A 15,351-nucleotide genomic window follows, 5' to 3' on the forward strand; every position below is an offset into this window, starting at 1 on the left:
ACCTCGGCTCAGAAGAATTCGATACTGGTTTCAACTGGCTTCTGCGGGGCAACCGGACGCTGTTCGAGCGCGACGGTCTTCTGGGTTTCGGCACCTGTGAGCGGGTACTGTCGAGCGCGACCGGAGACCGGCCAGAACTCGAGCTTGCGCCCGTGATCGCCGCCGGTGCTGGAACCGACGATGGGGATGCCTTCATCCTTCAGAAACTGCGTGGCAAAAGCGGCATTCTGTTCCCCGACATTCGAGAATGTCGAGATCGTCTTCGCTCCTCCGAAGATCTTGGCTTCCAGGCGGTCGCGACGCGCGCCCTGCTTCAAGAGACCGTTGATCAGCAGTTCCATGAGATGCACGCCATAGCGCGTCGCATCTCCCCCCGTCATGGGCGTCGTGGCGTTGCCCGGCAGAAGGAAGTGGTTCATCCCCCCAACGCCGGCCACGGGATCCCGTAGGCATGCAGCCACGCACGAGCCAAGTATGGTCGTCAAGACCGCGTTCGGATCATTCAGGACCTTCCATTCGCCCTGAATGATATGAACACGGCGGGCCGCAACCTCGACTGTCATTTCAGCGCTCCAAATACGGCTTCAATCGCCGCCTTCATCTTTTCGATGGTGAAGGGCTTGGCCAGGACGTTGTTGGCGCCGAGGGCCGCCGCCTTGGTGACCAGCGCGCGGTCGCCCTGCGCGGTCAGGATGATGAAGGCTGCCTTCTTGGTCGTCGGATTGCTGCGGACGGCCTGCAAGAAGCCGAGGCCATCCATGTTAGGCATGTTGAAGTCCGAGATGACCAGGTGGTGTGGCTGCTGGGCCATGATCTTCATGCCCTGCACGCCATCGCCAGCGGCAGTGATCTGCTTGAAGCCGAGCTGGGTCAGCGCGTCGCTGAGCAGCAGGCGGCTGGTGACCTGATCGTCGACGATCAGAACTTTGATTTTCTCTGCGAGTGACATTAGTCAGTTCCTTCCTTACGGGCGGTCATCTTCAAGATTTCCTCGCCAATGGCATTAAGCGGCAGCTGCTGTTCGACAGCCCCGAGTTCGAAAGCTACCCGCGGCATCCCGTAGACCACCGAGGTCTTTTCGTTCTGTCCGAGGGTACGGGCGCCTGCATGGCGCATTTTCAGGAGACCGGCGGCGCCGTCGCGACCCATTCCGGTCAGGATCACGCCGACAGCATTGCGACCCGCAAGCTCGGCGACGGAATCAAAGAGAACATCGACCGAGGGCCGGTGACCATTTACCGGCTCGCGCTCGAGAAGGCGGCAGCAGGGCGCGGATGGATTGACCACCTGCAGATGCCGCTCGCCGCCGGGGGCCAGATAGATCTTGCCGATTTCGAGCCGCGCGCCATCCGTCGCTTCCTGCACGACAGGAGCGCAGAGGCGGTTCAGCCGCTCCGCGAAGCTCTTGGTGAAGGTCGACGGCATATGCTGCGTAATCACGGTCGGCGGGCAGTTGGCCGGGAATTTCTGCAGCACGGTGATCAGCGCTTCCACGCCACCGGTCGAGGAACCGATCGCGACCACCTTGCGGCCGACGCGATAATCGGCAACCGCGGGCGGCGGTGTTACGGGCTGCGGAGCCATGACGGGGCGGCGCTGCGAACGGGCGGCGGCCTTCACCTTTTCGGCGAGGTCGGCGAAGGGGCGCATGTCGCCAGGCTGCGGCTTGCTCACGCAATCGAACGCGCCGATCTCCAATGCCGCGAGCGTCGCGTTGGTGCCGCGATGCGTCAGCGTCGACACCATGATGACGGGCATCGGGCGAAGACGCATGATCTTCTCGAGAAAATCGAGGCCGTTCATGTTCGGCATCTCGATATCGAGCGTCACGACATCGGGATTGAGCTTCTTGATCGCCTCGCGCGCTTCCATGGCGTCGCCGGCCTGGCCGATGACATCGACGTCAGGGTCGGACTGCAGCACCGCGGTGATGAGACCGCGCATGGTGGGAGAATCGTCAACAACGAGAACACGTGCCGCCATGCTCATCCCTTCCTCCCAAGGCCCTTGGTCGTATAGCGGTACGTGGTGATACCGATATTGTCGAAGACATGCTTGGAATCGCCGGACACCCGCTCGGAGTGGCCGATATAGAGATGACCGCCCTCGGGCATGAGCTCGGCGAAGCGCGACCAGATCTTCATCTGAGTCGGCTCATCGAAATAGATCACGACGTTGCGGCAGAAGATGACGTCGAACTTGCCCTTGAACGGCCACTGGGCCATCAGGTTAAGCTCGTTATAGGTGATCAGCCGCTTGACGCGGTCATCGACCTGGAACTTGCGGCGCCCGTCGATATTGACTTCGCTGAACCACTGCTTGCGCATGGCGGGCGAAACGGTTTCGAGCGCACTTTCGTCGTAGGCGCCGGCGCGGGCGATGGCGAGGATCTTCGGATCGATATCGGTCGCGAGGATCTTGAAATCGTAGTCGGCGACATTCGGCATCATCGACAGCACCGTCAGCGCGATCGAATAGGGCTCCTGGCCATCCGACGAGGCTGCCGACCAGATGCGGACGCGACCGCCGGACTTGGCACGCTGCAACAGTTCCGGCAGCACGTGATCGCGCATATGCTCGAAGTGATGATTTTCACGAAAGAAGCGCGTGAAATTGGTGGTCAGATGCGACAGCATTTCGCGGCGCGGCCCGGCACCCGCCTGCGAAGACACCAGCGAACAGTATTCGCGGAAGCCGGAGAGGCCGAGATTGCGAATGTGCTTGGAAAGACGCGAATAGACCAGCGATGCCTTGGTCTCGTTGAGGAAGATGCCCGCATCCGAGTAGATCATCGCGGCGATTTCCGTGAGGTCGCGGCGCGTCAGCGGGTATTCGCCGCTCGCCAGAACCTCATCGGGGCTCCCCGGTCTTACATCTTTTGCACTCAAGACACTCATGCAGCTTCGCTTTCCGCGTCAGGGAATATGGCTTCCAGTTCCAACAGGCAGATCAGACGTTTCTCGATCGCCATGATCCCGCGCGCGAACTGACGCTGCAGTTCGGACGCGATCTCGGGCGTTGGCTGTACGTTGTCTTCACTAACAGTCAGTATATCCGACACCGCATCTACAAGCAGACCAACTACTTTTCGGTGAACTTGGGCCACAATAATGACATGGCGCTGCGTCGGCTCGGTCGGCTTCATGCCGAGACGGGCCGAGAGATCGATGATCGGCAGCACGGCGCCACGCAGGTTGATGACCCCTTTCATGTAGGAAGGCGAGTGCGGCATGGCCGTTGCCGGCGTCCAGCCGCGGATCTCGCGAACCGACATGACATTGACGCAAAACTCCTGATCGCCGACGCGGAACGCGATCAGCTCGCGGTGCCCTTCGCTCAGATTTTTCACGATATAGGACATGACTTAACCCGCCGCCGCCAAGGATACTTCCTGTCTCAGCGCCTGGCCGCGCGAAGCGCCCACGACTGCATCGACATCGAGAATGAGCGCGACGCGACCGTCGCCGAGGATGGTTGCCGCGGCAATGCCCGGAACGTGGGTGTAGTTCGCCTCGAGGCTCTTGATGACAACCTGACGCTGGCCCTGGATCGCATCGACCATCAGCGCCCGCTGACCGCCGCCTTCGGATTCGACGAGCAGGGCAACACCTTCGACCGGATTGGCCTGGGTGGCGCGGAAGTTCAGGATGCGACCGACATCGACCAGCGGGCAGAAGGAGTTGCGGATCGAGATCAGGCGATGGCTGGCGCCGAAGGAGTGGATGGCGGACGCCTCCGGCTGCAGCGTTTCGACGATCGCCGTCAGCGGAACGACGAGCGTCTGGCCGGCGACCGTGACGACCATGCCGTCGAGGACGGCGAGCGTCAGCGGCAGGCTCATGGTGAAGACGGAGCCCTGGCCGGGTCGCGAGGTGATGTTGATACGACCACCGAGCGCCTGGATCGAGCGCTTGACGACGTCCATGCCGACGCCGCGACCGGAGATGTCGGAGATCTTGTCGGCCGTGGAGAAGCCCGGCGCGAAGATCAGGTTGTCGATTTCCTCGTCCGTCAGGTTGGCGTCCGGCGAGATCAGGTCGTTGTCGATTGCCTTCTGCTTGACGCGTTCGCGGTTGATACCCGCGCCGTCGTCCTGCAGTTCGATCAGGATGCGGCCCGAACGATGCTTGGCGGAGAGCTTGATCGTGCCCTCGGGATCCTTGCCGGCGGCGGTGCGCTTTTCCGGGCTTTCGATGCCGTGGTCGACGGCATTGCGGATCATGTGGGTCAGCGGTTCGGCAAGCTTGTCGATAACGGTCTTGTCGACTTCGGTGTTTTCACCTTCGGTAACAAGGCGGATCGACTTGCCGACCATGTCGGCGACTTCGCGGACGATACGCGACATGCGCTGGAAGACAGGCTTCACCGGCTGCGCGCGGATAGCCATGACCGAATCCTGGATCTCGCGGGTGAGCTGCTGCAGCTCCTCGAGGCCCATGTTGATCGAGGACGTGCCGGTCGTGTCATTTTCGATGACGCTCTGGGAGAGCATCGCCTGGTTGATGACGAGCTCGCCGACAAGGTTGATCAGGCGGTCAACGCGATCGAGATCGACGCGGATGGTCTGGCCGGCGCTGTTGGCGGCGGCATTGTTCTGGGCGGCAGCGGCAGCGGCTGCATTGGCGGCAGCAGCCGATTCCTTCTTTTCGACGCGGGCAGCGGCGGACGCAATCTGCGTCACGTTCGAAGCCGTTTCCGCAGCGGCAACCGCAACGGCAGCTTCCGTCTTTTCCGGAGCCGGCGCATCGGTGCCGTCATCCAGCGCCGACAGGTCGAAGGGTACCGGCACCATCGGCAATTCCTCGGCCGGAGCGGCTTCGGTTTCGGCGGCAACCGTGGTGATGGTCAGTTCACAATCCCACTCGGCAAATTCGAAGACAGCGCGGATCGCGTCTTCGCCCTTGTCGGTCTTGAGCGTGATGTTCCAGTAGAAATAGGCGGCTTCGGGATCGAGCTCGTCGAGGCCCGGCAGCGCATCCATGTTGCAATAGATGCTCATCTCGCCGAGGCGGCTCAGATCGCGCAGCAGGAGCGTCGCGTCGTTGCCCTTGGAATAGAGCTCGAAGCGCGGCTTGAAGGTGATCTCGAAGGTCTCGTCGTCGCTGAAGTCGTCGAACGAGAACGGGATCGGCTCGAAGCCGCTCTCGTCGGTCGGCTTGACGGGTGCTGCTGCGACCGGCACTGGGGCGGCTGCAGGCGCTTCGGAAGCGGCGGACGGCGATGGGAGTTCGCCGTTGGCAAGCGCTTCCAGCTCCTTGACGAGGCCACGGCTGCGGCTCTCGTCGACGCTGCCGCCGTCGCGGGCGGCGTTCGTCAGGTCCGCGAGCACGTCGGCCGACTTGAGCATGACCTTCAGGACGTCCTGGGTCGGCTCTAGCTTGTTGGAACGAACGCAATCAAGTGTGGTCTCGAACACATGGGCGAAGGCGACGAGATCGTCCAGACCGAAGGCGCCAGCGCCGCCCTTGATCGAGTGAACGGCGCGAAATACCGCGTTGACGGTTTCCGGATCACGATCGCCATCATTCATTTTCAGAAGACCGGATTCCAGTTCCGCGAGCTGTTCCTCGCATTCCTGGAAAAAGATCTCTTTGATTTCGTTCATATCCATAAAAGAAATTCCTGAGTTTAAGCGGTTACGCGCTCAATGGCATCGATCAGCTTGGCAGGGTCGAAAGGCTTGACGATCCAGCCGGTGGCGCCGGCCTGGCGTGCGCGATTCTTCTTCTCGGCATCGCTTTCGGTCGTCAGGACCAGGATCGGAATGGCGCGGTACTTGTCGTTGCGACGAACGCCTTCAATGAAGCCGAAGCCATCGAGACGCGGCATGTTGATGTCGGTGACGATGACGTCGGGGTGGGATGTCTCCAGAACCTCGAGACCTTCGACGCCGTCTTCCGCCTGGATCGTCTCGAAGCCCGCATTGTTGAGGGTCACGAGAAGCATGTTGCGGATCGTCCGTGAATCATCCACGGTCAGCACTCTTTTCTTCATTACTAAATCTCCTTGGCGAGCAGCGGGTGAACATCCACACCGATCAGCTGCATGGTTTTCTGAAACGCGTCCGAAACCTTGGTGAAGGTGAACGCATGCTTGTCTTGATCCCAGGTCTTGGCGGCGGACATCAGCACCTGCGCGCCGAGGGCGCCGACGCGCTCGACGGCCGATGCATCGATCGACACGGCGCTGCCGCGCATCGACAGAAACTTGTCGCGCAGGGCGGCGGCTTCGTTGAGGTCAATGGTCGCCGCCAAGTTCAGCGTCTTCCCACTCTTTTTTGCTGCCATCAGACTTTCCCTATCTGCTGATTGGCGCCCAACGAATGTGAGCCGCCGTCATAATTCAGTGCTTCAGTAAGCATTTCGTCCGCCTCCGAGACTTGCGAGCGGAGGGTTGAAATCGAATGGCGCGTCGGCCTCCTCAACAACCCGGCGGGCGGGCTGGACATCGACGGCGCGCACAGGGCGACGCTCGGCCGCCTCGGCGCGATTGCGGGCGATGCGGAATTCGCGGACCGTGCGGCCAAGCTCAACGATGACGGTGTGGAGATCGTCGGCGCCGTCGGCTGCATGCGATGCGACGCCGGCACTTTCGGCGACGCGTGCGCCAAGGCCCTTGACGTCGGTGGTGACGGCGTCGAGCACGGAGGCGTTGTCGCTGGTCTGGCTGGCGACGGAGGCGATGGCGGCGTTGATATCGGTGACCTGGCGCACGATGCTGCCGATCGAATCCTGCGTACGGCCAACCATCTGCACGCCGGCATCCACCTGCGACTTGGTGGTGGTGACCAGCGTCTTGATTTCGCGGGCGGCATCGGCCGAGCGTTGCGCCAGCGCACGGACTTCCTGCGCGACGACGGCAAAACCACGGCCGGAATCACCGGCGCGGGCGGCTTCGATGCCGGCGTTGAGCGCCAGCAGATTGGTCTGGAAAGCGATTTCGTCGATGGCGCCGATGATCTGGCCGATGCGCTCGGCGGACTGCTCGATATCAGCCATAGCGGAGATGGCGCGGCCAACGACCTCACCGCTTGCTTCGGCTGCCGCGCGCGTCGATGCGGCGGCATCTTCAGCCGCGCGGCTGCCCGCGACGCTGCGACGCACGTTTTCGGAGAGATCGGCGAGTGTCGCGGCCGACGCCAGCAGCTGCTCGGCGTGACCGGAGGCGTGGCCGGAGAGATTGCGGGCGGACTGGCCAAGCACCTGCACCGATGCCTCGGCCTTCAAGGTGCGTTCGCTGATCGCGCCGAATTCGGTCTGCAATACTTCCAGCGCACCGTTCAGCGCCAGGGCGACATCATTGTGCGGACCGTCCTCGGTGACGACGGCGCGGGCCGTCAGGTCGCGGGCGGCCAGACCTTCGATGACGTCGGAGAATACGCGGGCGACCTCGGCCTTGTCGCTGCTTCGCTGATCGGCGATCTGGCGCTGCTGCGAGGCACGCAGGGAATTGAAGCGCAGCGACACGGCGATCTCGACATCGACCATCACGAGGCGGATGAGCGCGGTCATGAGATCGGCTATCTCGCGCTTGCGGCGCTTGACGCTTGGCAGGAAGGAGGAGCCGGCGAGCTCATCGGCGAGGCCGGCAATGACATGTTCGAGGACGACGCCGTGGCCGGCGACATGCCAGCGAGGGTCCAGTCCCATCTTGCTTTCGGAGTCCGACAGGACCTTGACGCGCTCGGCGTAGAGGCTGTCGAAGCGGGCATCGGTCAGCACATCCCAGTGCGACGTCTGCAGATCATGGAGCCGATCGACCTGACGCTCGCTCTCGAAATTGCGGGCGGCATCGGGGAAAGACTGGAAACGCTGGAAAAGATCGCGAAGGCCCGCGGTCAGGTGCTGCTGGAGCGCCGGGCGATAGCGCCGTACCATCTCGCACTGCTCGGCATCAAGGCCGGCAAAGCGCAGGCGGTCACGCAGGCTGCCCGCCTGTGCTCCACGATCCTGATCCGATGGCATATTCTGCCCCACGCCTGTCCCCAACCGATGCCCGGGCATATCGCCCGAAGAGAAATCAAGCCTCCTGACACCAACACGGATGCGTGCGGACCTGACGCGGGCTAACGCCGGCGGTCGGACCTGTCGCGATCAATGCGGACTATCTTAGAGCTACTTGAGAGATCGATACCGGATTAAGCCGGTACGGCGGTTCGGCGTCATGCCTGCTAGGAACGCTAAAATTTTCCCATTCCGACGTGTATTGCAATGTTTATGGTTAATTCCTTGCCTGAAGGTTAATACCCATTTTATGAATGTGGGCTTTCGGAGCAACGCGAATAACCATCCATGAAATACTGGTGTGACGTTGCGCCGCTGCTACAAGTTCGAAGCAAGCTTCGTGTTATATCCCCGCCAAATCACGACATGACGTCATAGGGATTGAGCAATGATTGTTCTGGGTTTGGGTGCATGTTTTCTTGCCGTGTCTGTTCTCACGGCCGTCGCACTTCTCGACCGTATTGAAGCGGGCCGTGTCGCCATGCCTCTGCGGGTGCTTTGAATTCCCGTCATAAAACAACAGTAATGGACGTGTTTAACCACTGAGCCGGCGAAGTGTTGCGCTTTGGCCGACGATGGTTTGTCCAGTTACGGAAATCAGACGCATGTCCCCACGCCTCGGTATCCTCATCATTATCGGCGTGACGCTTTGGCGCATCGTCACCTTGCACTTCGACACGACGGATTTGTTCGTCGATGAGGCGCAATACTGGTTCTGGTCGCAGAATCTCGACTTCGGCTATTATTCGAAGCCGCCGATGATCGCCTGGGTGATCCGCGCGATGACCGAGCTTTCGGGATCGACAGCGATCTTCTGGATCCGGCTTTGCGGCCCCCTTGTTCACATGGCGACCGCTTTCGTGCTGATGAAGCTCGCCAAGCGCTTCGTCAGCCCTGAGATCGAGGGCTGGACGGGGGTCACCTACATCACGCTGCCCGGCGTCGCGCTGTCTTCCGTCTTCTTTTCGACCGACGTCATCCTGCTCTTCTTCCTGGCTGTCGCGCTGTTTGCCTATTTCGGCCTGACCCGCCAGCGCTCGATCGCACTGGCGCTATTGATGGGCGTGGCCTTCGGCTGCGCGTTTCTATCCAAGTACGCCATCCTGTTCGTCGTCCCCGGCGGCCTGATCGCCCTGCTGCTTCTGCCGATGGCACGGATCGGATGGCGCGACTTCTTCATTTCGGCCGCAACTGCCATCGTGGTGGCGGCGCCGAACGTCTGGTGGAACGCCACCCATGACGCAACGACGATCAAGCACACGACCAGCATCGCCCACTGGAGCGGGCTGAGCCTCAATGTCGGCCACGGGATCGAGTTCTTCGCCGCGCAGTTCGGCGTCGTCGGCCCGATCGTGTTCTTCGCGATCCTCTGGGCGGTGTACCGGGCTTTGAGAGGGCAAGGCGGCCCGATCGAGAAGTTGCTGATCTGGCTTTCCGTGCCTGTCGTGCTCCTGATCACCTTTCAGGCGCTGATCGCCAAGGCCTATGCCAACTGGGCGGTGACGGCCTATGTCGCCGGCACGATCCTCGCCGTCTGGCTGCTTCACCGGGTCTGGCCCAAGGGCCTGCGCGTGTCGTTCGCGATCAACGGCACGGCCAGCGTGCTCTTTCCGCTCGCTGCCATCTTCGCGCACCAGCTGGTGCTGCCGAATGGAAACGAGGTGATGAAGCGTTATCTCGGCCGCAGCGCCGTCAGCCGCGAAGCCGGCGACCTGGCGCGGCAGGCGGGTACCGCGATCATCGTCAGCGACAGCCGCGATATCCTGGCGGACATGTACCATACGCTCAGAAACGAACCCTTGAAGATCTATGCGCGGCCGCCGGCGGAAGCGCCCGACAACTATTATGAGCAGACCTTCGCGCTGCCCAATACTGTCAGCGACGACGTATTGTTCGTGACCACGCAGCCCTTCGAATGCGCGGAGACGCCGCAGACCATCAAGTCATGGCAGCCGAGCGAAGGTTATTATCGCGGAAATATGATCTACGCCTACAAGGTGAAGGCCAGCTGCCTGGCAGCGGCGAAATAGCGTATCATTCGCTTACAGGCCGCAGGCAGATACAGGTGCCCTTGCCTTCGACCTCGATGAAGGCAACGCCGCCATTTTCGAAGGCCAGCCGCAGTTGCGCTTCGGTGGCGCGGTGCAGCTCGTGGTGCTTGCCTTCATAGTCGCGGATCGTGCTGCGGGAAACGGCGGCATGGTCGGCGAGGTCGACCTGCGTCCAATCCAGCAGACCCCTTGCCGCACGGCACAAAGCGGGGGTGAGAATTGTTTCCTTCGCGCCTTGACCCATAATGTCAAACCACCCATATTGGTTGATATCAGCCATATATGTCATAATTTAATCAGGATTTCCAGTCGGGGAGACCGCTTATGCCGCACGATACACCTTTGATTTCGACAATCGTCGGGGGTCTCGTGCTTGCGTTCATCCTCGGCGCCTTCGCCAACCGGCTCAAACTGCCGCCCCTGGTCGGCTATCTCATCGCCGGCATTCTGGTGGGGCCGCACACGCCGGGCTATGTAGCGGATCAGAACCTCGCACCCGAGCTTGCCGAGATCGGCGTCATCCTGCTGATGTTCGGCGTCGGGCTGCACTTTTCGCTGAAGGACCTTCTTTCGGTACGCGGGATCGCCGTGCCGGGCGCCATCGTGCAGATCGGTTTTGCCACGCTCCTCGGCTGGGGGTTGGGCGCGCTGATGGGCTGGCCGACGGGCGGGAGTCTCGTCTTCGGACTGGCTCTTTCCGTCGCGTCCACCGTCGTGCTCCTGAAGGCTTTGCAGGAGCGGCGGCTCGTCGAGACGGAACGGGGCAAGATCGCGGTCGGCTGGCTGATCGTTGAAGACCTTGCCATGGTACTGGCGCTCGTCCTCATTCCGGCGGCCGCCAGCATCGGCAGCGGCCACGGGACCGTCGAGCCGCTGTCGGCTGCGGTGAACCGCATATTCGGCCTCGATATGGGCATCGGCGGCATCATCGGCATGACACTGGTCAAGGTGGCGCTGTTCGTCGGCGTGATGCTGGTCTTCGGCCGGCGCGTCATTCCCTGGACGATGCACCGCATCGCCCACACGGGGTCTCGCGAACTCTTCCGCCTCGGCGTCCTGGCAATCGCGCTCGGCGTCGCCTTCGGGGCATCGAAGCTGTTCGGCGTGTCGCTGGCGCTCGGCGCCTTCTTCGCCGGCATGGTTCTTGCCGAAAGCGAACTCAGCCATCGGGCGGCGCAGGAAAGCCTGCCACTTCGCGACGCCTTCGCGGTGCTGTTCTTCGTTTCCGTCGGCATGCTGTTCGATCCGAACATCCTGGTAGAAAAGCCGATCCCGCTGATCGCCACCATCTTCATCATCGTCATCGGCAAGTCGGTCGCCGCCTTCCTCATCGTGCAATTGTTCCGCAAGCCCGTGGGAACGGCGCTGACCATTTCGGCAAGCCTTGGCCAGATCGGTGAATTCTCCTTCATTCTCGCAGCCCTTGGCGTAGATCTCGGGCTGCTGCCGGAAGAAGGCCGCGACCTGATCCTTGCCGGCGCCATCATATCGATCATCCTCAATCCGCTCCTCTTCTATGCCTGCGAAAAACTGCGGCCGCTGCTGGAGCCGAAGCGCGAGGAGCCTCAACCCGAGCCGGCTGCGGAGACCACGACCGAAGTGGTGGAAGAGCCGCCGGTCGTGGCGGACGAAGTGCATGCGACCAAGCTTTCGGGCCACGCCATTCTCGTCGGCTACGGCCGGGTCGGCAGCATTGTCGGGCAGAACCTGAAATCCTCGGGCACGCCCTTCCTCGTCATAGAGGATTCCGACCACCGGATCGCCGCCCTTCGCGACCAGGGCATCGAAGTGATCGGTGGCAACGCGGTCACGCGCGAAGCGCTCGATCTCGCCAATCTCAAGGGTGCGCGAAGCCTGGTGATTGCGATTCCCAACGCATTCGAGGCTTGCCGCGTGGCCGAACAGGGGCGCGAGGTCAATCCCGGCGTGCTGATCGTGGCGCGTGCGCATTCGGACGCAGAGGTCGAGGAACTCAAGCAATATGGTGCTGATACCGTCATCATGGGCGAGCGCGAAATCGCCATGGGTATGCTTGACCGTCTCTCTCAAGTGCATCATGACAGTTCACCCTATGAAGTCGAGACCGAGGCTGGTATAAGCGCGGCCGAGGAAACGCCTTCTCCCGAGAAGCAATGAGAGAACTTTGCGCCGTTGAGCCGGTTCGAGATTGAAAATCCGCAGGACGACCAGATGAGGTTCGATACGCGCCGCATGACCGGTCGCGTTGCCGTGTCTCTGGCCGTCGCGATCTTCGCCTATCTCGGCCTGTTGTTCGGCGGCAATCTCGTGCTCGGCCCCACGCGCGGCCCCAACAACGCATTCTCTTCTTCGAGCAAGGATAGCCAGCCGCTGCAGCTGAGCGCGCGCGACGTCGTGCGCGGCGTGCTGGCAGCCGACCGGAAGGTCGCGCAGAAATACGCGAGCTATGCTTCCGGCGACGCGGCTACCGCTGACCTGCAAGTCTTCGAGCGCTTATCGCCCGGCTTCATCAAGCTTTCGCAATCGACTTCGCCTGCGTTCTACGCGGCTGACGCGAAGCCCTACGATTCGCATGGACCGCCCGCTTTCGCGGCCTGACGACACGCGCCTCGGCGCCTCCCATTGCATTTACGACACGCCTGCCTGCGCCCGAAGCGCAGGTTCCAGCGTTATCAAGGATAGACAACACTATGCGCACCTCACCATGGCTGGTGGCCACCTATACGGTGATCATTCTCCTCGGCATTCTGATCGCACTGCCGAATGTCCTGCCGCAATCCACATTGCAGCGCCTTCCCTCGTGGCTCCCGCACCAGCAGGTCTCGCTCGGCCTCGACCTTCGCGGCGGCTCGCACCTCGTTCTCGAAGTCGATGAAGCCGACCTGACGCGCGAGCGTCTGCAGTCGCTTCTGCAGGACGCGCGCCGCGTGCTGCGCGAAAAGAACATCCAGCCGAAGTCGGTCGTTCGCAACCAGAACCAGATCGTCGTGACGCTGAACGACCAGGCGCAGACCGACGAAGCCGTGACCCAGCTGCGCACGCTGGGCAACACGATCGCAACCGGCATTTCCGCCGGCCAGTCGGACCTGTCGGTCACGACCAGCGGCGGCAACATCATCGTTGCCTTCTCGGCCGCCGGTATCTCCAGCAACGTCGACAGTGCCGTCCAGCAGAGCCTTGAAGTCATTCGCCAGCGCGTCGACCAGGTCGGCGTCGCCGAACCGACGATCCAGCGTATCGGCGGCAACCGCGTTCTCGTGCAGCTTCCGGGCGCACAGGATCCGACCCGCCTGCGCCAGCTCCTCGGCTCGACTGCCAAGATGTCCTTCCACATGCTCGCGCCGAACAATGCTCCCGGCCCCGGCGTGACGATGCTGAAGGATGATGAGGGCAACACCTATCCGGTTCTCGACCGCGTCGAAATCTCCGGCGACCGCCTGTCCGACGCCCGCGTCAGCTTCGACCAGAGCCAGCAGCCCGTCGTCAGCTTCCGCTTCGACAGCGCCGGCGCGACCCGCTTCGCAGACATCACCCGCCAGAACGTCGGCAATCCCTTCGCCATCGTTCTCGATGACAAGGTGCTGAGCGCTCCTGTCATCCGCGAGCCGATCACCGGCGGTTCCGGCCAGATTTCCGGCAACTTCTCGACCGACACGGCCAACACGCTTGCCGCCATGCTGCGCGCCGGCGCCCTGCCCGCCAAGCTCACCGTCATCGAAGAACGCACTGTCGGTGCCGACCTCGGCGCCGATGCGATCCAGATGGGTATCTATTCCGGTCTCGTCGGCTTCGTCCTCGTCGCGGCCTTCATCTTCCTGCTCTATGGAACCTGGGGCATTCTCGCCAACGTCGCGCTGCTCATCCACACGATCCTGACCTTCTCGGCACTGACGCTTGTCGGCGCCACGCTGACACTGCCCGGCATCGCCGGCGTCGTGCTCGGCATCGGTCTCGCGGTTGACGCCAACGTTCTGATCAACGAGCGCATCCGTGAAGAAACCCGCAAGGGCAAGGGCTCCTTCGCGGCCATCGACACCGGATTCCGCCGTGCCTACTCGACCATTATCGACGGCAACATGACGGCGCTAATCGCCGCCGCCATCCTGTTCTGGTTCGGCACCGGCCCGGTTCGCGGCTTCGCCGTCACCATGGCGCTCGGCCTGATCATCTCGATGTTCACCTCGGTCGCCTTCGTTCGCGTTTCGATGATCGAGATCACCCGTCGCTTCAAGCTGAAGACCATCAACATCAAGCCGCTGCTGCCGGTCTTCTACCCCTACGACAAGCACATCCAGTTCATGAAGGCTCGCTTCTTCGGCGTGACCGTCTCGGCACTGCTGTCGGTCGCATCGGTCGTGCTCTTCTTCCATCCTGGCCTCAACTACGGCGTCGACTTCCGTGGTGGTATCCAGATGTCGGTGAAGACGCAGGAAGCAGCCGATCTCGCCAAGTTCCGCGAAGGCCTGAACAGCCTCGGCCTCGGCGAAGTCTCGCTGCAGTCCTATGGCGACAACAACACCATGGCCGTTCGCGCTCAGCGCCAGGACGGCGGTGAAGAGGCGCAGACGGCTGCCGTCACCAAGCTGAAGGACGAGATCGTCAAGATCGATCCGTCGGCAACCGTGACCGGCACCGACGTCATCGGCCCCAAGGTCAGCGGCGAGCTTGCATGGGCGGGTATCCTGTCCGTCGTCATCGCCAGCCTCGCGATGCTGCTCTATATCTGGTACCGCTTCGAATGGCCGTTCGCGGTCGGCGCCATCGTCACGCTTATTCTCGACGTGACCAAGTGCATCGGCTTCTTCGCGCTGACGGGGCTCGACTTCAACCTCACCGCCATCGCGGCGATCCTGACGCTGGTCGGCTACTCGGTGAACGACAAGGTCGTCGTCTACGACCGCATGCGTGAAAACATGCGTCTCTACAAGTCGATGCCGCTGCGCGAACTGATCGACAAGTCGATCAACGAAACGCTCGCCCGAAGCATTTACACCAACGTCACCGCCTTTCTCGCCCTGCTGCCGATGGCAATCTGGGGCGGCAGCGCGGTCGAAAGCTTCGCGATCCCGATGGTGTTCGGCATTCTCGTCGCCGCCGCATCGTCTGTGTTCATCGCGGCGCCGATCCTGCTCTTCCTCGGCGACTGGCGCACGCGCCACCGCGCCGCGGTTTCGAGCAACGACGACAAGGTCGACATCATTCCGCCGAGCTCGCGCAAGTCGGCCGGCTGATAAAGGATCGACCTTTTCAGGTTGCTTTCGTGAAATTGATGCGGGCGCCGGTTGCAGAACCGGCGCCCGCTTTCTATTCTCCGCCCG

At 62.1% G+C, this 15,351-nt stretch carries 14 protein-coding genes; 4 read left to right on the forward strand and 10 right to left on the reverse strand.

Going from position 1 to position 15,351, the window contains the following annotated elements; all coding sequences use genetic code 11:
- Nucleotides 1-8: 8 nt before the first annotated feature.
- From cheD to B3605_RS09420, 9 genes are all read right to left on the reverse strand, one after another.
- Entirely contained in the window at nt 9-563 is a 555-nt protein-coding gene (gene cheD, locus B3605_RS09380; RefSeq protein ID WP_112942790.1) for a chemoreceptor glutamine deamidase CheD, read from the reverse strand.
- A complete protein-coding gene (locus B3605_RS09385; protein ID WP_018898412.1) occupies nt 560-949 on the reverse strand; it encodes a response regulator in 390 nt (129 codons plus the stop codon). Before B3605_RS09385 ends, cheD begins: the two co-directional genes overlap by 4 nt.
- Complete coding sequence (gene cheB / locus B3605_RS09390; protein WP_112942791.1) at nt 949-1,989, reverse strand: protein-glutamate O-methylesterase CheB; 1,041 nt, start codon at nt 1,987-1,989, stop codon at nt 949-951. Before cheB ends, B3605_RS09385 begins: the two co-directional genes overlap by 1 nt.
- Complete coding sequence (cheR, locus tag B3605_RS09395; RefSeq protein WP_112942792.1) at nt 1,986-2,897, reverse strand: protein-glutamate O-methyltransferase CheR; 912 nt, start codon at nt 2,895-2,897, stop codon at nt 1,986-1,988. The genes cheB and cheR overlap by 4 nt, the downstream gene beginning before the upstream one ends.
- Nucleotides 2,894-3,361 (reverse strand): chemotaxis protein CheW, encoded by a 468-nt coding sequence (locus B3605_RS09400; protein ID WP_018898409.1) that lies wholly within the window; start codon nt 3,359-3,361, stop codon nt 2,894-2,896. The genes cheR and B3605_RS09400 overlap by 4 nt, the downstream gene beginning before the upstream one ends.
- A gap of 3 nt (nt 3,362-3,364) precedes the next feature.
- Nucleotides 3,365-5,611: a chemotaxis protein CheA gene (locus B3605_RS09405; protein WP_112942793.1), complete on the reverse strand. Its 2,247-nt coding sequence runs from the start codon at nt 5,609-5,611 to the stop codon at nt 3,365-3,367.
- A 17-nt stretch (nt 5,612-5,628) separates the two neighbouring features.
- Nucleotides 5,629-5,994, reverse strand: coding sequence for a chemotaxis response regulator CheY1 (cheY1, locus tag B3605_RS09410; protein ID WP_018898407.1), 366 nt, complete (start codon nt 5,992-5,994; stop codon nt 5,629-5,631).
- Nucleotides 5,995-5,996: 2 nt separating this feature from the next.
- Nucleotides 5,997-6,287: an STAS domain-containing protein gene (locus B3605_RS09415; protein ID WP_018898406.1), complete on the reverse strand. Its 291-nt coding sequence runs from the start codon at nt 6,285-6,287 to the stop codon at nt 5,997-5,999.
- A 63-nt stretch (nt 6,288-6,350) separates the two neighbouring features.
- Nucleotides 6,351-7,964, reverse strand: coding sequence for a globin-coupled sensor protein (locus tag B3605_RS09420; RefSeq protein ID WP_112942794.1), 1,614 nt, complete (start codon nt 7,962-7,964; stop codon nt 6,351-6,353).
- A gap of 644 nt (nt 7,965-8,608) precedes the next feature.
- On the opposite strand from B3605_RS09420, the gene B3605_RS09425 reads away from it, so the two are divergent.
- On the forward strand, nt 8,609-10,033 hold the full coding sequence (locus B3605_RS09425; protein WP_112942795.1) for an ArnT family glycosyltransferase: 1,425 nt from the start codon (nt 8,609-8,611) through the stop codon (nt 10,031-10,033).
- A 4-nt stretch (nt 10,034-10,037) separates the two neighbouring features.
- Here the strand turns inward: B3605_RS09425 and B3605_RS09430 are convergent, their stop codons facing one another.
- The gene (locus tag B3605_RS09430; RefSeq protein ID WP_112942796.1) at nt 10,038-10,343 is read right to left on the reverse strand and encodes a transcriptional regulator; all 306 of its coding nucleotides are present in this window, start codon (nt 10,341-10,343) and stop codon (nt 10,038-10,040) included.
- Between the two features lie 35 nt (nt 10,344-10,378).
- Between B3605_RS09430 and ybaL the strand changes: the two genes are divergently transcribed.
- From ybaL to secD, 3 genes are all read left to right on the forward strand, one after another.
- Nucleotides 10,379-12,190 (forward strand): YbaL family putative K(+) efflux transporter, encoded by a 1,812-nt coding sequence (ybaL, locus tag B3605_RS09435; RefSeq protein ID WP_112942797.1) that lies wholly within the window; start codon nt 10,379-10,381, stop codon nt 12,188-12,190.
- Between the two features lie 54 nt (nt 12,191-12,244).
- Nucleotides 12,245-12,631 (forward strand): hypothetical protein, encoded by a 387-nt coding sequence (locus B3605_RS09440; protein ID WP_112942870.1) that lies wholly within the window; start codon nt 12,245-12,247, stop codon nt 12,629-12,631.
- Between the two features lie 92 nt (nt 12,632-12,723).
- A complete protein-coding gene (gene secD, locus B3605_RS09445; RefSeq protein WP_112973714.1) occupies nt 12,724-15,264 on the forward strand; it encodes a protein translocase subunit SecD in 2,541 nt (846 codons plus the stop codon).
- Nucleotides 15,265-15,351: the final 87 nt, after the last annotated feature.

Origin of the sequence: Rhizobium sp. UBA1881, assembly GCF_002338015.1 — a bacterium.
In the GTDB taxonomy this organism is placed as follows: domain Bacteria; phylum Pseudomonadota; class Alphaproteobacteria; order Rhizobiales; family Rhizobiaceae; genus Rhizobium.